Annotated in this window: 14 protein-coding genes and 1 pseudogene; 7 read left to right on the forward strand and 8 right to left on the reverse strand. The window is 72.9% G+C overall.

The features are described 5' to 3' along the window. Positions 1 to 182: 182 nt before the first annotated feature. Positions 183 to 3,842: a SpoIIE family protein phosphatase gene (locus ACGFH8_RS33275; protein WP_393375201.1), complete on the forward strand. Its 3,660-nt coding sequence runs from the start codon at positions 183 to 185 to the stop codon at positions 3,840 to 3,842. 28 nt (positions 3,843 to 3,870) lie between these two features. Here the strand turns inward: ACGFH8_RS33275 and ACGFH8_RS33280 are convergent, their stop codons facing one another. Beyond that, positions 3,871 to 4,185 carry an STAS domain-containing protein gene (locus tag ACGFH8_RS33280; protein ID WP_393375204.1) on the reverse strand — a complete coding sequence of 105 codons (315 nt, stop codon included), beginning with the start codon at positions 4,183 to 4,185 and terminating at the stop codon, positions 3,871 to 3,873. A 95-nt stretch (positions 4,186 to 4,280) separates the two neighbouring features. Here ACGFH8_RS33280 and map point away from each other — a divergent pair, with 95 nt between their 5' ends. Both map and ACGFH8_RS33290 read left to right on the forward strand, forming a co-directional pair. Continuing rightward, positions 4,281 to 5,138, forward strand: coding sequence for a type I methionyl aminopeptidase (gene map / locus ACGFH8_RS33285; RefSeq protein ID WP_393375207.1), 858 nt, complete (start codon positions 4,281 to 4,283; stop codon positions 5,136 to 5,138). Continuing rightward, on the forward strand, positions 5,135 to 5,848 hold the full coding sequence (locus ACGFH8_RS33290; protein ID WP_393375209.1) for a VIT1/CCC1 transporter family protein: 714 nt from the start codon (positions 5,135 to 5,137) through the stop codon (positions 5,846 to 5,848). Before map ends, ACGFH8_RS33290 begins: the two co-directional genes overlap by 4 nt. A gap of 6 nt (positions 5,849 to 5,854) precedes the next feature. On the opposite strand, the pseudogene ACGFH8_RS33295 reads toward ACGFH8_RS33290, so the two are convergent. The 7 genes and pseudogenes from ACGFH8_RS33295 to ACGFH8_RS33325 form a co-directional block, all read right to left on the reverse strand. After that, positions 5,855 to 6,585, reverse strand: a pseudogene (locus tag ACGFH8_RS33295) (nucleotidyltransferase domain-containing protein). Positions 6,586 to 6,743: 158 nt separating this feature from the next. Then, the gene (locus tag ACGFH8_RS33300) at positions 6,744 to 7,244 is read right to left on the reverse strand and encodes a nitroreductase/quinone reductase family protein (RefSeq protein ID WP_393375212.1); all 501 of its coding nucleotides are present in this window, start codon (positions 7,242 to 7,244) and stop codon (positions 6,744 to 6,746) included. A gap of 82 nt (positions 7,245 to 7,326) precedes the next feature. Continuing rightward, on the reverse strand, positions 7,327 to 10,110 hold the full coding sequence (locus ACGFH8_RS33305) for an FtsX-like permease family protein (protein WP_393375215.1): 2,784 nt from the start codon (positions 10,108 to 10,110) through the stop codon (positions 7,327 to 7,329). Continuing rightward, the gene (locus tag ACGFH8_RS33310; protein WP_393375217.1) at positions 10,107 to 10,841 is read right to left on the reverse strand and encodes an ABC transporter ATP-binding protein; all 735 of its coding nucleotides are present in this window, start codon (positions 10,839 to 10,841) and stop codon (positions 10,107 to 10,109) included. Before ACGFH8_RS33310 ends, ACGFH8_RS33305 begins: the two co-directional genes overlap by 4 nt. Then, positions 10,838 to 11,440: a PadR family transcriptional regulator gene (locus tag ACGFH8_RS33315; protein WP_393375220.1), complete on the reverse strand. Its 603-nt coding sequence runs from the start codon at positions 11,438 to 11,440 to the stop codon at positions 10,838 to 10,840. The genes ACGFH8_RS33310 and ACGFH8_RS33315 overlap by 4 nt, the downstream gene beginning before the upstream one ends. Positions 11,441 to 11,492: 52 nt before the next feature. Beyond that, positions 11,493 to 11,930: a ferritin-like domain-containing protein gene (locus tag ACGFH8_RS33320; RefSeq protein WP_393375222.1), complete on the reverse strand. Its 438-nt coding sequence runs from the start codon at positions 11,928 to 11,930 to the stop codon at positions 11,493 to 11,495. Continuing rightward, positions 11,927 to 12,451: a hypothetical protein gene (locus ACGFH8_RS33325; RefSeq protein ID WP_393375225.1), complete on the reverse strand. Its 525-nt coding sequence runs from the start codon at positions 12,449 to 12,451 to the stop codon at positions 11,927 to 11,929. The genes ACGFH8_RS33320 and ACGFH8_RS33325 overlap by 4 nt, the downstream gene beginning before the upstream one ends. A 155-nt stretch (positions 12,452 to 12,606) precedes the next feature. On the opposite strand from ACGFH8_RS33325, the gene rimP reads away from it, so the two are divergent. The 4 genes from rimP to infB all read left to right on the forward strand — a co-directional run bounded on the left by rimP (position 12,607) and on the right by infB (position 17,802). Further along, positions 12,607 to 13,296, forward strand: a complete 690-nt coding sequence (gene rimP, locus ACGFH8_RS33330) for a ribosome maturation factor RimP (RefSeq protein WP_393375228.1) — start codon at positions 12,607 to 12,609, stop codon at positions 13,294 to 13,296. After that, positions 13,293 to 14,336: a transcription termination factor NusA gene (nusA, locus tag ACGFH8_RS33335; RefSeq protein WP_393375231.1), complete on the forward strand. Its 1,044-nt coding sequence runs from the start codon at positions 13,293 to 13,295 to the stop codon at positions 14,334 to 14,336. The genes rimP and nusA overlap by 4 nt, the downstream gene beginning before the upstream one ends. Before the next feature lie 16 nt (positions 14,337 to 14,352). Continuing rightward, on the forward strand, positions 14,353 to 14,685 hold the full coding sequence (locus tag ACGFH8_RS33340; protein ID WP_387200354.1) for a YlxR family protein: 333 nt from the start codon (positions 14,353 to 14,355) through the stop codon (positions 14,683 to 14,685). A gap of 93 nt (positions 14,686 to 14,778) precedes the next feature. After that, the gene (gene infB / locus ACGFH8_RS33345) at positions 14,779 to 17,802 is read left to right on the forward strand and encodes a translation initiation factor IF-2 (protein ID WP_393375234.1); all 3,024 of its coding nucleotides are present in this window, start codon (positions 14,779 to 14,781) and stop codon (positions 17,800 to 17,802) included. Positions 17,803 to 17,828: the final 26 nt, after the last annotated feature.

Here is a 17,828-nt window from a genome sequence, read left to right on the forward strand (position 1 = left end):
TCTGGCGACCGCCGTTCGACGCCGGCGCGCCCGGCGTACCGTCCCGTGCCCGACGGCTCGGGCGGACGTCAACAGCGTCCAACTGTCGTCTTGCGTTACGTTGCTGGTCCGCTGGGGTACAAGTCGAAGCACGGCGGGTGAAGATCAACGGTCGCGGGGTGCCGGCCGGAGCGGGAGGCTGTATGAGCTCGGCCCAGGGGGGCGCGGACACTGGGCAGTCCGTCGCGCCCGGCCCGAAGGCTCCTCCGATGCTGGCGGCGGCGTTCGTGGCCGGCGGCGAGATGGGTGAGCTGCTGAGCCGCTTCGACTGGTCCACCGGCCCGCTCGGCGAGCCCGGCCGCTGGCCGCTGGCGCTCTCCAACGCGGTCGGCATGATGCTCACCTCCAGCGCGCAGGTCGTGATGTTCTGGGGCGACGAGCAGCTCGCCTTCTACAACGACGCCTACCGGCCGACAATCGGCGGCAAACATCCGGACGTGCTCTGCCAACCGGCCCGACACCACTGGGCGGAGACCTGGTCGGTGCTCGGCCCGCTGCTCGACGGCGTGCGGAGCACCGGGCGCTCCTACCGCGGCGACGACCACCCGTTCCTGCTGGACCGGCACGGTTTCGTCGAGCAGACCTACTTCAACGTCTCGTACGACCCGATCCGGGGCGAGGACGGCTCGGTCAGTGGCGTGTACTGCATCGTCAACGAGACCACCGGACGGGTCCTCGGCGAGCGCCGGCTGCGGGCACTTGCCGAACTGGGTGTCGAGTTGACCGACACGGGCAACGCCGCCGACCTCGGTCGGACCGCCGCCGAGGCGCTCGGCCGGCACCGGGCGGACGTGCCCTTCGCCGTGATCTACCTGGCCGACGAGAGCGGTCAGCTCGCCCTGGCCGGGTCCACCGGCATCGCTCCGGCCACTCTCGGCGACACCGCCGAGCTGCTGGCGCGGGTCACCGCCGACACCGCGCCCGCAGCCGTCGACGTGGCCGAGCTGCTCGATCCGCCGCCGGCCGACGCCGCCGACCAGGCCCTCGTGCTGCCCCTCACGGCGGCCAACCAGACGGTCGGCGCGCTCGTCGTCGGCGTGGCCCGTCAGCATCCGCTCAGCGACGACTACCGCAACTTCCTGGAGCTGATCGCCGCCCAGATCTCCCGTGCGGCCGGCACCCAGCGCGCCTACGAACAGGAGCGGGCCCGCGCCGCCGAACTGGCGGCGCTGGATCTGGCGAAGACCAACTTCTTCGCCAACGTCAGCCACGAGTTCCGCACCCCGCTGACCCTGGTGCTCGGCCCGCTGGAAGACATGCTTGCCGACCCGGCCCGGCCCGCGGCCGAGACCGACCGACTCACCATGATGCACCGCAACGCGCTGCGCCTGCTCAAACTGGTGAACACCGTGCTGGACTTCTCCCGACTGGAGTCCGGACGGCTCGCCGCCCGCTACCAGCCCACCGACCTCGCCAGCTACACGGCCCGACTGGCCAGCACCTTCCGTTCGGCGACCGAACGGGCCGGGTTGCGGTTGGTGGTGGACTGCCCACCGCTGCCGGCGCCTGTCGTCGTCGACCGGGACATGTGGGAGAAGATCGTCCTCAACCTGGTGTCGAACGCGGTCAAGTTCACCTTCGACGGTGAGATCCGGGTGCGGATCCGGGCCGTGGACGACGTGGCCTGCCTGGAGGTGACCGACACCGGCATCGGCATCCTGCCGGACGAGCTGCCGCACGTCTTCGAGCGGTTCCACCGGGTGCCGGGGGTGCGTGCCCGCACCCACGAGGGCACCGGGATCGGCCTGGCGCTGGTCCGGGAGCTGGTCGAGATGCACGGCGGCACTGTCGGTCTGACCAGTCAGGTCGACGAGGGCAGCACCTTCACGGTGAGCGTTCCGTTCGGTGTCGCACACCTGCCCGCGGACCGGGTCGTGGCCTTCGACCCGCTGCCGCCCGGTGAGCCCGAGCAGGCCCGGCTCTACGTGGCGGAAACCGCGCTGTGGACCGGCGTCGCGCCGGCGCCCGGGTTCGACGGCCGGCCGACGGACGGCGCTCCGGCCGGCCGGATCCTCGTCGTCGACGACAACGTGGACCTGCGCGAGCACGTCACCAGACTGCTCTCCCCGACCTGGGAGGTGGTCACCGCGAGCGATGGGGTGGTTGCCCTGCCGCTGGCCCGCGAGGGCGGCTTCGACCTGGTGCTCAGCGACGTGATGATGCCCCGACTGGACGGGTTCGGGCTGGTGAGCGCGCTGCGGGCAGACCCGCGTACCCGTCACGTGCCGATCGTGCTGCTCTCCGCCCGAGCCGGCTCCGCGGAGGCCGTCGCCGGCCTCTCCGCCGGGGCCGACGACTACCTCACCAAGCCGTTCTCCAGCCAGGAGCTGATCGCCCGGGTCCGGGCCAACGTCGAGCTGGGCCAACTCCGCGGCCAGATCATCCGTCGGCTCCGGGCGCTTGCCGACGCGGCGGTGGCCGTGAACACCGCCCGGTCCACCGCCGACGTGCTCCAGGTCGCCGCCCGGCACGCGCTGAGTCTCGCCGAGGCCGCGCGGGTGGTGGTCACCACCACCGGGGCCCGGGCCGAGGCGGACAGCGGCGGCGCCACCGCGACCGATCCGTCCTTCGTGGCCGACCTGACCGGCACCGCCGGCGAGCCACTCGGCGAGCTGCGGGTCTGGCGGCCGGCCGGCGACGGCGCACAGGCCGACGAGGCCGCGTTGACCCAACTGGCCCGACTGGTCGGGGTCCGCCTGGAGAACGCCCAGCTCTACGAGGCCGAACACCGCATCGCGACCACCCTGCAACACAGCCTGCTGCCCCGGTCGCTGCCGCAGCTACCCGGAGCGGTGGTGGCCAGCCGGTACCTGCCCGGCAGCGCCGACGTCGAGGTCGGCGGTGACTGGTACGACGCGATAAACGTCGAGGACGACGACCTGGTGCTTGTCATCGGCGACGTGGTCGGTAAGGGCGTCCAGGCCGCCGCGACGATGGGACAACTGCGCAACGCGCTGCGGGCGTACCTGCTGGAGGGCTACGGCCCGGGCGAGTCGTTGACCCGGCTCAACCGGCTTGTCGACTCCACCGAGGGCCGCTCCTTCGCGACGGTGGTCTGCCTGCTGTTCAACCCGCGCACCGGCCGGCTGCGGTACGCGAGCGCCGGTCACCCGTCCCCGCTGCTGGTCCGGGCGGGTGAGGTGTCGTTCCTGCACGACCGTGCGCTCGGCCCACCGGTCGGCGCGATCCCCGGTGCGACGTACGAGGCGGTCGAGGGCGAGCTGGCGCCCGGCGACCGACTGGTGCTCTACACCGACGGGTTGATCGAGGACCGCCAGCTCGGCATCGACGCCGCGCTGGCCCAGCTGTGCGTCGACGCGGCGACCCCCAGTGAGCACGTGGCGGACCTGATCGACGCGGTCGTCGCGCGGGTCGACGGGCGTCCGCGCCGCGACGACGTGGCGGTCCTCGCCCTCGAGGCGGCCGAGCTGAACCGTTTCGCGTTGCGCCTGCCGGCGGACCCGACCCGGCTCAGTGTGCTGCGCAAGCGACTGGAGGACTTCCTCGTCGCGCACGCGGTCGACGAGACGGACGTGTTCGACCTGACCGTGGCCGTCTCCGAAGCCGCGGCCAACGCCATCGAACACCCGGTCCATCCCGCCGAGGCGGTGATCAGCGTGGAGGTGGGCATCGAGGATCGGACGGTGACGGCGACCGTGCGCGACAGCGGGCAGTGGCGTGAGTCGACCGGCTCCGGGTTCCGGGGGCGTGGCCTGGCGCTGATCAGGGCGTTGGGTGAGCTGTCGGTGCGGCGTACCGACGCGGGCACCGAGGTGACGCTGCGCCGGGAGTTGCGGAGCTGACCGTGCGCCCGGCGGCGGCCGGGTCGACTCAGGTGGGCCGGAGCCAGCTCTGCTCGCCCAGGCCGGAGATCTCCAGCACCCGGCGGACCTGCCGCGACGGCAGGACGGTGAGCGCGCCCGAGAACTGCTGGGCGAGCCGGACCAGGGCGTGGATGGCGGCCGAGTCGAAGAAGGTGACGGCGCTCAGGTCGAGGGTGATCCGCTCGGCGGGCTCGCGCAGCGCCGTCTGGAGCATGGTGTCGGCCGTGGCCATGTCGACCTCACCGGCCACCACCACCTGGAGGTGGTCACCGTCGATCTCCGCGCTGGCGGAGAAGACGGGTGGTGCTCCCCCTTGATCCACGCTGACACCATGGCACAGCCGACCTGACGGGGCAACAACCCCCTTCCAGCGCCCGTGGCGCGGGTCACCAGCGGCCCCGGCGATAGGCTGGCGGCATGACCGTCCGTCCGCCGCTGACACCAGGCACGCTCTCCCCGACGCGTCCGGTGCCGTCCCAGATCGCCCGACCGGAGTACGTGGGCAAGGAGCGCCCCGCCCAGTGGCGCGGCTCGCACGTGCAGACGCCGGAGACCATCGAGAAGATGCGGATCGCCAGCCGGCTCGCCGCCCAGGCGACCCAGCTCGCCGGCGAGCACTGCAAGCCCGGCGTGACCACCGACGAGATCGACCGGGTGGTGCACGAGTTCCTCTGCGACCACGGCGCGTACCCGTCGACGCTCGGCTACAAGGGCTTCCCGAAGTCCTGCTGCACGAGCCTCAACGAGGTCATCTGCCACGGCATCCCGGACTCCACGGTGCTGCAGGACGGCGACATCATCAACGTCGACGTCACCGCGTACATCGGTGGGGTGCACGGCGACACCGACGCCACCTTCTGCGTCGGCACGGTCAGCGAGGACGCCCGGCTGCTTGTCGAGCGGACCCACGAGGCGATGATGCGCGGCATCCGCGCGGTCGCCCCGGGCCGCCAGATCAACGTGGTGGGCCGGGTCATCGAGTCGTACGCCAAGCGGTTCGGCTACGGCGTGGTCCGCGACTTCACCGGCCACGGCATCGGCGAGGCCTTCCACAGCGGGCTCTACGTGCCGCACTACGACAGCCCGCGGCCCACGGACATCATGGAGCCGGGCATGACGTTCACCATCGAGCCGATGATCACCCTGGGCACCTACCAGTACGACATGTGGGACGACGGGTGGACGGTGGTCACGAAGGACCGGAAGTGGACGGCCCAGTTCGAGCACACGATCGTGGTGACCGACGACGGCCACGAGATCCTGACCCTGCCGTGACCGACACCCCAGCGGCGCTGCGCGAGGCGCACCACGCGGACGTCTCCGGCGGGTGGCTGCGCCCGGCCGTCTTCGGTGCGATGGACGGCCTGGTCACCAACATTGCCCTGATCGCCGGTGTCGGCGGCGGCGGGGTGTCCCCCCGCAACATCGTGCTCACCGGCTCCGCCGGCCTGGTGGCCGGCGCGATCTCGATGGGGCTCGGCGAGTACACGAGTGTCCGCTCCGCCAACGAGCAGGTCGCCGCCGAGGTCGCCAAGGAGCGACGCGAGCTGGAACGGCACCCCGAGGCGGAGGCCCGGGAGCTGGCCGACGCCTGGGTGGCCCGGGGTCTTCCCCGGGACCTGGCGACCCAGGTCGCCGAAGCGGTGCGGCGCGACCCGGAGGAGGCCCTGCGGGTGCACGTCCGCGAGGAGTTGGGCGTCGACCCCGACGACCAGCCCAGCCCGTGGGCCGCGGCGATCTCGTCGTTCCTGTTCTTCTCGGTGGGCGCGCTCGTGCCGCTACTGAGCTACCTGTTCGGCGCCACCGAGCTGTGGCTGGCACTCGGTGTCGGCGGGCTCGGCCTGTTCGTCGCCGGTGCGGTGGTAGCCCGCTTCACCCAACGCCCATGGTGGACCAGCGGGCTGCGGCAACTGCTCCTGGGCGCCGCGGCCGCCGGCGCCACCTACCTGGTCGGCACGCTGATCGGCGTGCCGGGCGGGCTGTGACGCCGGTCAACCGCTGAGCAGGTCGTCGATCGTGCCGTCGACCGCCCGGCCACGGGCGGCCAACTCCTCGGCCTGTCGACCGAGCACCACACCCACCTCGGTCATGTCCGCGCCGGCCAACCCGGTCCGTCGTACCGCGTCGCCGGGGTCCCGGTAGTAGGTGCGGCTCAGCAGGCCCGTCACTGTGGCCGCCGCCAGCCGGGCCTCACCGAGCATCAGCAGCGCCTGGTCGGTCTCGTACCACTCGGCGAGCCGGGCGGCCCGAGCGTGCGCCGCGCTGCCCCGGCCTGCCGGGCCGCGGTGGTGAACTCCGCCGGTCGGGCCCGCGCCAGCCGGCCCAGATGCTCGTCGCGCAGCGTCCGCAACCAGCCGGTCGGATCGTGCAACGGCTGGGTGGTGACGTACCGGTCGGCGGTCAGCGGCCAGAGCGGGGAGATGACCCGGGCCTGCGCCAGGTAGTCCTCGGCGGCGGCCACGGTCAGATCGACGAGCACCCCGTCCACGCGCCGGGTCGCCGGCCGTGGGCCGGCCCGGGGCCGGTAGGTGACCACCAGCAGGCCCGCCTCGCGATCCCCGCCGCCGTCGTCGTCACCGTGCGCCAGCGGGCCGTGCACCGCGACCGCGAGCACATCGGCCGGAAAGCGCCGGCGGACCGCCTCGCCGACCCGCTCCGCGACCGCCCACCGACTGTCGTCGAGGCCCCGGCCGACCTCGGCCGGCCCGCCGCCTGCGCTCATCCGGCCGCCAGGGTGCGCGACCGCGCGGCTTGCGGGGCTGTCGCCATGCGCGACCGTGGGTCTCGCGGGGGCGTCGCCGTGCGCGATCGCGTGGCTTGCCAGCCCGGCTCACTGCTCGCGCTCACGGGACCCGCCTCTGTTCGCGACCGAGCGTCAGCCTAGCCAGCCGACGGTGGACCGGCCGGCACGCCGCGCCCGGCCGGCACGAGCCGGAAGATGTGGATCTCCCGGCCGCCGGCCCGCCGCACGTACGTGTGGTACGCGGGCCACTCGGTGACCAACAGCTGCCACAGCCGGTCCCGCTCGGCGCCGGACGCCCGCTCGGCCCGCACCGGGATCCGCCGGCCCTTCAGCTGCACCTCGGCGGCGGGATCGGCGAGCAGGTTCATCGCCCAGCCGGGGTGCTGGGTCTGCCCCCAGTTGGAGCCGATCACCACGTAGGCGTCGTCGTCGGGCACGTAGAGCAGCGGGTTGCTGCGTGGCTTGCCCGAGCGGCGGCCGGTCGTCGTGATCACCAGGGACGGGATCAGGCCGAGCGCGACCACCCGCCCCCGGGTGAGTCGACCGACCACCCGGTCGGCCGGGACCAGCAGACGTGCGGCGGCGCCGAACCAGCGATGATGACCGACTCGACGGGTGAGGGTTCCGAGCACTGACACGCCGATCAGTGTGCCGGCTGCCGGGCCCCGCCGGCACCCCCCGTACGCGCCCGGCTTGCCAACCGGGCGGTCGCGCCACCAGTCAGTCCAGTCGACGTTCGATCGGCAGCCGGGCGCGGGTGAACAGGCCCGCACCGAGCATCGCCACGATCGGCACCAGGACGAGCACCCCGAGCGCGGGCCACGGCACCACGTACGGGTACCGGTCGGGTACCGGCCAGTCGTTGGCGTACTGCCGGTTCGCCGAGAACAGCACGATCGCGGCGGTGCCCAGCCCGGCCACGATGCCGAGCACCGAGCCCAGACCGGCGATCACCCCCGCCTGGCAGATCGCCAGCATCCGGCGGAGAGCCGGTGCCGCGCCGACGGCCGCGAGGGTGGTCAGCTCGGCGCGTCCCTCGGCGGCGGCGAGCGCGGTGGCGATCCCGGCCGCGCCCATCGTGATGACGCCGGCCGCCGCAGCGAGCAGCAGTAGCAACGGGGAGATGTCGTGCGAATCACGGCCGTACTCCACGGACATCGAGAACGTGCCGAAGGGTCGCAGCGCGCTGGCGAAGCGTTCCCGTTGCTGCCGGTCCGGCGGTGTGGGAGCGCCGATCACCCAACCGGCCGGTGACCAGGTCAGGCCGAGGTGCCGGGCCGCGGACCCGGAGAGCAGCAGGTGGGACTGGCCGGCCACCCCGTGCAACGCGTACCCGGGGAAGTCGGCGGTGGGGCCCGGCCGGTCCGTCCCGGGATCCACCTGGTTCACGCGTACGGTCACCAGGCCGTCGTGCAGGTAGCGCGGCTCGGTCACCACCACACCCCCGGCACGCAGCACGGCGGTGGCGGCGGCTGTCGTCGCCGGGTCCGCACCGGTGAGCAACGGCAGTGCGGCCCCGTCGTCCACGCCCGTCTGCACGTAGCCGCCGTCGTAGTTCATCGGGTCGATCCGACAACGCCTGTCGGCCCGCGCCTGCCGACGGTGCGCCGCGGAGAGCTTGTCCCCGGGCTGCCAGGGGCAGACCTGCGCGGGCGGCAGCACCGGCGCGACGTCGCAGTAACCCACCTCGGGTGCGCAACTCACCGTGTTGACCGGGGCGATCCGATCGGCGCCCCACTGCTCCCGGGCCATGGCGGCGAGCTGGGTCAGCGAGGGCTGCCGGACCGACTCGCCCGCGTAGACGAGCACATGGCCGGTCGGCAGCATCGGCCGGTAGGCGTGCGAGCTACGGGCGTCGCTGCTGGCCAGGAACCCGCCGAGCGCCACACTGCTGGCAACCGCCGCCATCACGGCGCAGATGGCGGGCGCGGCGGCGGCGCGGTTGCGGCTGGCGTCGCGCAACGCGATTCGCGGTGCCAACGGCAACGCCCGACCGAGCCGGGCGAGCGCGCCGATCAACGTGGGCGTGCAGCACACCAGGCCCAACTCGCCGAGGATCAGGCCGGTGAGGATCACCACGGTGGAGGTACGGGACGCCCCGAACGCCGCCAACCCCACGCCGCCGGCCACCAGCGACAGCCCGAAGGCCAACCAGCGGATCTGGGACACCGGGGGAGTGCGTCGCCCGGCGAGGCCGGCGCTGACGTCCTGCCGCGCGGCGGTCCAGGCCGGCGCCAGCGCGGCGAGCACCCCGGCCAACACCGCGACGGCACCCAGCAGCAGTAGCGCGATCGGCCAGCAGCGGTACCCACCGAAGCGGGCGTCGAAGACGTACTGCTCCATCAGCGGACGACCGGCGAACGCCGCGCCGACGCCGACCAGCAGACCGGTGGCGGCGCCCAGCACACCCAGCACCACGCCGTCGGCCAGCACGACCCGACGAAGCTGGGCGGCGTCCCCGCCGGCCACCGCGACGAGCGCCAGATCGCGCCGTCGGCGACGGACGCCGACCGCGAAGGCCGGCCCGACCAGCAGGACGACCTCCAGCAGCCCGAGGCCGGCGATGAGCACGCCGGTGCCCAGGTCGGTTGTTTCTCCCGGGTCGACGGGGCCGAGCCAGATCCGCTTCCGTTCGGCGGCCGACTCGTTCGGAGGACGGGCGGCGACCAGCACACCCCGGTCGTTGAGTCGGGACACCAGCGCCGCATCGATGGTGCCGGGCACGTCGACAAGCCAGCTGCTCTCCGGTTCGGGACCGGTCCGGGGCACCGCACCCGGGTGCAGCGCCACCACCGCGCCGAGGTCGTCGGGGAACTCGACCACCCCCACCACGGTGTACGCCCTGCTTCCGTCGGCGAGGGCCACGGCGCGACCAAGGCGCAGGTTCAGAAGGCGCAGCGCCGCCGGACTCACCGCGACCTCGCCGGGCTGCTCGGGCGCCCGTCCCGCCCGGAAGCGCACCAGCCCGCGGGCCAACGGGTCGCCGAGGTCCAGCACTCGCCCCTGCATGTCCTCGTCGCGGTGTGGGCCCCGCAGGGTCAGCCGGACGCCGCTGCGCATCTCGGTGACTCGACTGCCCGGCCCGAGCAGGGCGCTCACCTGGGCGGTGGTGGCTCGGGCGGTCGTGGGTCGCTGCGTCCCGTCGCGGGCGGTCCAGCTGTCCCCCCACTCGTCCTGGTCCAGCGGGGTGTCGGAGATCCAGCGCAGCTCCGCGTCGGCCACGCCGAGCCGGCGATCCACCTGTTCCTGGCCGGTCAGCACGGCCATGTCGTAGCTGGCGGCCAGGAAGGCGAGCACGGCCACCGGCAGGGCGATCATCGCGAGCACCAGGGCGGTCCGGCGCCGGGCGCGGCGGGACTCCCGGCGGGCGATCCGCAACGCCGCCCGCCACGAGCCGGTCAGCTCGGCGAGCCGCCGACGACCGGCCCGGACCGGTGGCGCGGCAGGTCGTGCCGCGGGGGTGTCGAGCCGGGAAGGCGCCGGCCTGGTACGGCGGACGGTCACCGCTCGCTGCCGGACAGCAACTGCTCGACGCTGCCCAGCGGCGTGGTCGTGTCGACGAGGACGCCGTCGCGCAGGAACACCACCCGGTCCGCCCAGCCGGCATGTCGGGCCTCGTGGGTGACGAGCACGCCGGCGGCCCCCGCGTCGATCCGGCGGCGCAGGAGGTGCAGCACCGCCTCGCCGGTCTGCGAGTCCAGGGCCCCGGTGGGCTCGTCGGCGAGCACCAGCCGGCGTTCGCCCACCAGCGCGCGGGCGATGGCCACCCGCTGCTGCTGCCCGCCGGAGAGCTGGTCGGGGAAGCGGTCACCAAGCGCGGGTAGACCCACCTCGGTGAGCGCGGCCATGGCCAACGTCCGGGCCCGACGTCCGCTGGTGCCGTCGAGTTCCAGCGGAAGCGCCACGTTCTCCAGCGCGCTCAGGCTGCCCAGCAGGTTGAGCTGCTGGAAGATGTAGCCGATCCGACGGCGCCGCAGCTGGGCCAGCCCGCGACGGTCCAGCGCGCCCAGCGGTTGCCCCTCCACCCGGACCTCCCCGTCGGTCGGGCGGTCCAGCCCGCCGGCGAGGGCCAGCAACGTCGACTTGCCGGAGCCGGACGGGCCCATCACGGCGACCAGCTCGCCGGGCCGCACGACCAGGCTGACCCCGCGCAACGCGTGCACCGCGGCCGGTCCGGCGCCGTGGGTGCGGTGGACGGCGCGAAGCTCCAGCACCGCGTCGTCCGATCCGCTCACCGTCGCGCCTCCTCGCCGGCCCAGTGCGCCGCGTCCCGCGCGGCGGCGTCGCCCGGCCCGGGTGGGGGAGGTGCCGGGCCGCTGGGCTGGTGCCGCACCAGACTTGTCTCGCAGTGGTCCAGCCAGCGGACCTCGGCCTCGGCCTGGAACACCATCGAGTCCAGCACGAGACGCCAGGGCAGGTCCTCCGGTCGGTTGCTGCCGTACTTCAACCGGGTCAACTCCTGCAGAGCCCGCATCGTCGCGCTGCGCTGGGCCTGCACCACCGATCGGACGTCCACGCCGGGGGTGGTCAGCGCCAGCGCCAGTTTGATCGCCAGCTCGTCGCGGGGCCGGTCGTTGCGGTTGACCGGGGTGGCGAACCAGAGCGTCAGATCCGCCCGGCCGGCGTCGGTGATCTCGTACGGGCGCTGCCCGGCCTCGCTCTCTGGCAGCGGGCGCACCAGACCGTCGCGTTCCAGCCGGGACAGTGTGGTGTAAACCTGCCCGATGTTCAGCGGCCAGGTCGAGCCGGTCGACTCCTCGAACGCGGCGCGCAGCTGGTAGCCGTACATCTGGCCGCGTTCGAGCAGGGCGAGCAACCCGTGACGGATGGACATGGCAACGGAGTATGCATACCTGGTATGCGCACCGCAACCGGAGTGGAACGGTTCAGGTCGGCCGACCGGGAAATGGGACAGTCAGCGGGGTCAGGCCGGCCGTCTTGCGCCACCTGGTGGCCCGTACCGCGTACTCGACGAGGGCGGCCAACGCCTGGTTGCGGTCGGCGCCGGTGGTGGACGCCAGAGCCGCCCGCCAGTGCGCGGCCGTGCGCTCCTCCACCTCCGCGGCGAGCCGCAGGGCGCTGGCCCGGTCGGTGACCGGGAACGGCAGCGCGTAGCCGGCGCGGTCCGGCGGCACGACGCCGCCAGCCGCGCTCAGTTGCACCACGAGGACGTCGCGCCGGCTGCGATGTGCGGCCTCGGCCTGGTGTGCGGCCTCCCGCGCCGCCCCGGTGAGTCGGACCCCGATCCGCCCGTAGGCGTAGATGGCCGCGTACTCGGCGGACAGGGCGGCGGCGAGCGCCTCCCCGGCGGACGGCTGCCTCACTTCAGTGCCTCCTGGTGGGTGGCTCGGGCGGCGGCGATCGACCCGAGCAGCGCGGCCCGTTCCGCGCTCGCCGAGGCGCAGGCGGCGGTGGCGGACTTCTGGGCGGTCTTCTCCAACGCGCGCAGGGCGGCGAGCGCGCCGGCCGGATCGGCTGCCGGGGCGGTGGTCGGCGTGGCCACAGTGCTGGGCAGGGCGACACCGATCACCCGGGCCAGTTCGGTGGCGTGCGCGGTGTGCGCCTCGGCGATCGGGCCGAGCCGGGCGGCCAGGTCGGGATGCGCGGCCGCGCCGGCCTGGTACGCGGCGGCCAGCGCGAGTGACTCGTCCACCATCGGCCGCAGCGGGTCCGGCGGTGGCGCCGGCTGGTCGTCACGGTCGAAAAGATCACAGCCGGTCAGCGGCGCCGCGGCGCCGCCGAGTGCCAGCAGGGCCCCGGCACGCAGGAGCTTTCGCCGGGAATGTCTGGATGCCTGGTCGCGCTGTGTCGTTCTGCCGGTCCCCACCCGGCAAGTCAACACCATCCCCGTCGGTCCGGGGGCCACCGACGTCGGTGCGCCGCCCGGCCCGCCGACGGGCAGGCGCGTTACGCTCTGCGCAGCCACCGGCGCGTCCGCTCCGGTGGTATGCCGGCATGTCGGGACGACCGATCACCGTCGACCAGGGAGAGGGTGCGGAGATGACGCAGCGTGGCCGTGCCACCAGGTCGACAGGGCGACCCCGCGATGCCGCGGGTCCCCGCGGTGGTGATCTCGCAGCGCGACGCACGCGACTGCGGGCCGTGATCGAGCCCGTGGTCAACGACGCCGGCTACGACCTGGAAGACCTGTCGGTTTCCCGGGCCGGTCGCCGGCACGTGGTGCGGGTGATGGTCGACACCGACGGCGGGATCGACCTGGACGCCGTCGCCGACGTCTCCCGCGCGGTCTCGACCGCACTGGACGCCGCCGAGGAGGCCGGTGGCGACATCGTCGCCGGGGAATACCAGCTCGAGGTCAGCTCGCCGGGCGTCGACCGGCCACTCACCCTGCCCCGCCACTGGCGGCGCAACGTGGGCCGGCTGGTCAAGGTCACCGCCCGGGGCGCGGCCGCGTTGCCCGGCCAGCGTGGCGAACAGCCCGCCGGTGACCGTCAGCTGACCGGCCGGGTGGTCGCGGCCGACGACGAGGGCGTGCAGTTGGAGACCGACGGCGACCGTAGCTCCTGGGCGTACGCCCAACTCGGCCCCGGCCGTGTGCAGGTCGAGTTCACCCGGCTCGCCGAACTCGGCGAGCCGGACGAGGAGTTCGACGACGCGGACGACTCAGACGAGATCGACGATTCAGACGACATCGACGACGAAGATGATGTGGAGGACGAGGAGAGGTGAACATCGACCTCGCGGCGCTGCGCGCACTCGAGCGCGAGCGGGAGATCCCGTTCGACACGATTCTCGCGGCGATCGAGACCGCGTTGCTGACCGCCTACCGGCACACCGACGGCGCCGAGCCGCACGCCCGGGTGGAGATCGACCGCAGGTCCGGCGCCGCCCTGGTGTACGCGCAGGAGATGGACGCCGACGGCAGCCTGGTGCGGGAGTGGGACGACACCCCGCACGACTTCGGCCGGATCGCCGCCATGACCGCCAAGCAGGTGATCCTCCAGCGCCTGCGGGAGGCCACCGACGAGGTGCACTTCGGTGAGTACGTGGGCCGCGAGGGTGACCTGGTCACCGGCGTGGTGCAGGCGCACGAGACGCGTACCGAGAAGGGCATCGTCAGCGTCGACCTCGGCAAGCTCGAGGGCGTGCTGCCGCAGTCCGAGCAGGTACCCGGTGAGCGCTACGCGCACGGTGAGCGGGTGCGCTGTGTCGTGGTGCACGTGGCCAAGGGCATGCGCGGGCCGCAGATCACCCTGTCCCGGTCGCACCCGGCGCTCGTCAAGAAGCTGTTCGCGTTGGAGGTGCCGGAGATCGCCGACGGCACGGTGGAGATCGGCGCGATCGCCCGTGAGGCAGGTCACCGTACGAAGATCGCCGTACGCTCCACCACCCCCGGGGTGAACGCCAAGGGCGCCTGCATCGGCCCGATGGGTCAGCGGGTGCGGGCGGTGATGAGCGAGCTGCACGGTGAGAAGATCGACATCATCGACTGGTCGGACGACCCCGCCACCTTCGTCGGTAACGCGTTGTCGCCGGCCAAGGCGCTGCGCGTCGAGGTGGTCGACCTGGCCGGTCGTGCCGCCCGGGTGACGGTCCCCGACTTCCAGCTCTCCCTCGCGATCGGTCGGGAGGGGCAGAATGCCCGGCTCGCGGCCCGTTTGACCGGTTGGCGGATCGACATTCGGTCCGATGCGGAGCAGACCGCGCCGGCCGCGCGTGCGGGAGCTGATCACGTGCGGGAGCCGGGCGGCGCGATCTCGGGCGGCTAGGGGTAGACTTCTTCCAGTGGTACGACGCGCAACGCCGGAACGCACCTGTGTGGGTTGTCGGCAACGTGCGCCGGCCAGCGAATTGCTGCGGATCATCGCGGTCCGGGACGAGGCTGGTTTCAGTCTTCGACCTGATCCGCGCCGCAGGCTGCCGGGTCGGGGAGCGAACATGCACCCGGATCCGGCCTGCTTCGCGCTGGCGGTGCGTCGCCGCGCCTTCGGGCGTGCGCTGCGCATCACCGAGGTCCTTGACCACGGTGTGCTGGCGGAGCACGTCGATGCGCCAACCACTACGTCCGGTCAGCCCGACCGGGCGAGGGTCGCTAGCAGGGTAGGACGACCGACATGAGCACACGATGAAGTCCCTGAAATGACCAGGCTTCAAGTGCACGAGTGAGGTCGCTGCGGGTGCTGCCCGCACGACCTCGGAGTGAGGAGTGCAGTGGCAGGCAAGGCCCGCGTACACGAGCTTGCAAAAGAGCTCGGGGTCGAGAGTAAGACCGTTCTCGCCAAGCTGAAGGAAATGGGCGAGTTCGTGAAGTCCGCGTCGAGCACCGTCGAGGCGCCCGTCGCCCGGCGGCTGCGTAACGCATTCGTCGCGTCCGCCGGTGCTCCGGCACCGGCCGCCGCCCCGTCGGCGCCCGCGCCGACGCCGGCTTCCAACCCGACCCCGACGCTGTCCCCGACCCCGGGCGCGCCCCGGGTCTCGGCCAAGCCGATGCCGCCCCGGCGGCCGACCGCGCCGGCACCCGGCCCGAAGCCGAAGGGTCCGGTGCCTGGTGCGCCGCAGCCTGCGGCTCCGGTCGCCAAGCCGGCTAGTGCCCACGACATCGAGGTGGCGGCCGCCGAGGCGCGTGCCGCCGCGCTGAAGGCTGAGCAGGAGGCCGCGGTCAAGGCCGCACAGGCCGCCCGCCAGCAGCAGCGGGACAACCCCGTTCGCCGGGAGCCTCCGGCCGACGGCGGCAACCGTCCCGGCCCTCGGCCGGGTCCCGCCGCGATGCCACCCCGTCCCGGTTCACCGGCCGCTCGTCCGAGCACGCCGGCTCCGGGTCCGGGTGCCCGACCCGGTGGTCGCCCACCGGCGCGCGGCGCCGGTAACAACCCGTTCGGCATCCAGGGCGGCCAGCAGCAGCGGCCCCCGGCCGCCGGTGCGGGTGGTCCCCGGCCCAACAGCCCGGCGGGCATGCCGCCGCGGCCCAGTCCCAACTCGATGCCGCCGCGGCCCAGCCCGGCCTCCATGCCGAGCCAGCGTCCGGCTGCCGGCCGTCCCGGTCCCGGTGGCGCTGGTCGCCCCGGTGGCGGCGGCGCCGGTCGTCCCGGTGGCGGCGGCGGTGGCTTCCGTGGCGGTCCCGGCGGTGGCGCCGGTGGCGGTGGCGGTTACCGTGGCGGCCCTGGTGGCGGCGCGGGTGCCGGCGGTGGCGGTGGCTACCGTGGCGGTCCCGGCGGCGGTGGCGGTGCCCCCGGTGGCGGTTTCCGTCCGGGTGCTCCGTCCGGTGGCGGCGGTCGTCCGGGTGCGGGTGGTCGTGGCCGTGGCGGCGGCGCAGCGGGTGCCTTCGGGCGTCCGGGTGGCCGGCCGACGCGTGGTCGCAAGTCCAAGAAGCAGCGCAGACAGGAGTTCGACAACCTGTCGGCTCCGACCATGAGCTCGGGTGCTCCCCGGGGTCAGGGTCAGATCGTCAGGCTCTCCCGTGGCGCCTCGCTGTCGGACTTCGCCGACAAGATCAACGCCAACCCGGGTTCGCTGGTCCAGGAGATGTTCAACCTGGGCGAGATGGTCACCGCGACCCAGTCCTGCTCTGACGACACCCTGCAGCTGCTGGGTGAGCACCTGGGCTTCGACATCCAGATCGTCAGCCCGGAGGACGAGGACCGCGAGCTGCTCGCGCAGTTCAACATCGACCTCGACGCGGAGGTGGCCGAGGAGCGTCTGGTCAGCCGTGCGCCGGTGGTGACCGTCATGGGTCACGTCGACCACGGTAAGACCAAGCTGCTCGACGCGATCCGTAAGGCGAACGTCGTGGCCGGTGAGGCGGGTGGCATCACCCAGCACATCGGTGCGTACCAGGTGCACGTTCCGCACGATGGTGTGGACCGCGCGGTGACCTTCATCGACACCCCCGGTCACGAGGCGTTCACCGCCATGCGTGCCCGTGGCGCGCAGGTGACGGACATCGTGATCCTGGTGGTGGCGGCCGACGACGGCGTGATGCCGCAGACCATCGAGGCGTTGAACCACGCCAAGGCGGCCGACGTGCCGATCGTGGTCGCGGTCAACAAGGTCGACAAGCCGGAGGCCAACCCGGACAAGGTCCGCCAGCAGCTGACCGAGTACGGCCTGGTCGCCGAGGAGTACGGCGGCGAGACCATGTTCGTCAACGTGGCCGCCAAGCCGGGCATCGGCATCGAGGAGCTGCTCGAGGCTGTCCTGCTGACCGCCGACGCGTCGTTGGAGCTGACCGCTCCGATCGACGGGCCGGCGCAGGGTGTGGCCATCGAGGCGCACCTGGACAAGGGCCGCGGTGCGGTGGCGACGGTGCTCGTGCAGAAGGGCACCCTGCGGGCGGGCGACTCGATCGTCGCCGGTGGGGCCCACGGCCGGGTCCGGGCCATGCTCGACGAGAACGGCAACCAGCTCTCCGAGGCTGGGCCGGCACGTCCGGTCATGGTTCTGGGTCTGACCGCGCCTCCCGGTGCGGGTGACACGTTCCTCGCCGCGGCGGACGACCGCACGGTGCGGCAGATCGCCGAGCAGCGGCAGGCGCGGCGGCGGGCGGCGGCATTCGCCAACTCCCGTGGTCGGGCCACTCTTGAGACGCTCATGGAGCAGCTCAAGGAGGGCGAGAAGACCTCGCTCAACCTCATCCTCAAGGGTGATGTCTCCGGTTCGGTGGAGGCCCTGGAGGACGCGCTGTTCAACCTCGACATCCCCGAGGAGGTCCAGCTCAAGGTCCTCGACCGGGGCGTCGGCGCGATCACCGAGAGCAACGTCATGCTCGCGAGTGCGTCGTCCGAGCCGGTCACGATCATCGGCTTCAACGTGCGGGCCTCGAACAAGGTCCGCGAGATGGCCGACCGCGAGGGCGTGGAGATCCGGTACTACACCGTCATCTACCAGGCCATCGAGGAGATCGAGGCAGCGCTCAAGGGCCTGCTCAAGCCGGAGTACGAGGAGGCCGAGCTGGGCAGCGCGGAGATCCGCGACGTCTTCCGCTCGTCCAAGATCGGCAACATCTCCGGTTGCATCGTCCGGTCGGGCATCATCCGACGCAACGCGAAGGCTCGGCTGCTTCGGGACGGGACGGTCGTGGCGGACAACCTCACGATCACCTCGCTCAAGCGGTTCAAGGACGACGCCACCGAGGTCCGCGAGGGCTTCGAGTGTGGTCTGACCCTGGGTGGTTACAACAACGTCCAGGTCGGCGACGTCATCGAGACCTTCGAGATGCGGGAGAAGGTTCGCGCCTGATCCGGCAGTGACACGCTGATCGAGGG

The sequence above is a fragment of the Micromonospora sp. NPDC049175 genome (assembly GCF_043197345.1).
Lineage (GTDB): Bacteria > Actinomycetota > Actinomycetes > Mycobacteriales > Micromonosporaceae > Micromonospora.

Coding starts and splice junctions, on each gene's coding strand:
- ACGFH8_RS33275 (WP_393375201.1), top strand. CDS start 183: ATGAGCTCGGCCCAGGGGGGCGCGGACACTGGGCAGTCCGTCGCGCCC.
- map (WP_393375207.1), top strand. CDS start 4,281: ATGACCGTCCGTCCGCCGCTGACACCAGGCACGCTCTCCCCGACGCGT.
- ACGFH8_RS33315 (WP_393375220.1), bottom strand. CDS start 11,440: ATGTCCATCCGTCACGGGTTGCTCGCCCTGCTCGAACGCGGCCAGATG.
- ACGFH8_RS33325 (WP_393375225.1), bottom strand. CDS start 12,451: ATGGTGTTGACTTGCCGGGTGGGGACCGGCAGAACGACACAGCGCGAC.
- rimP (WP_393375228.1), top strand. CDS start 12,607: ATGACGCAGCGTGGCCGTGCCACCAGGTCGACAGGGCGACCCCGCGAT.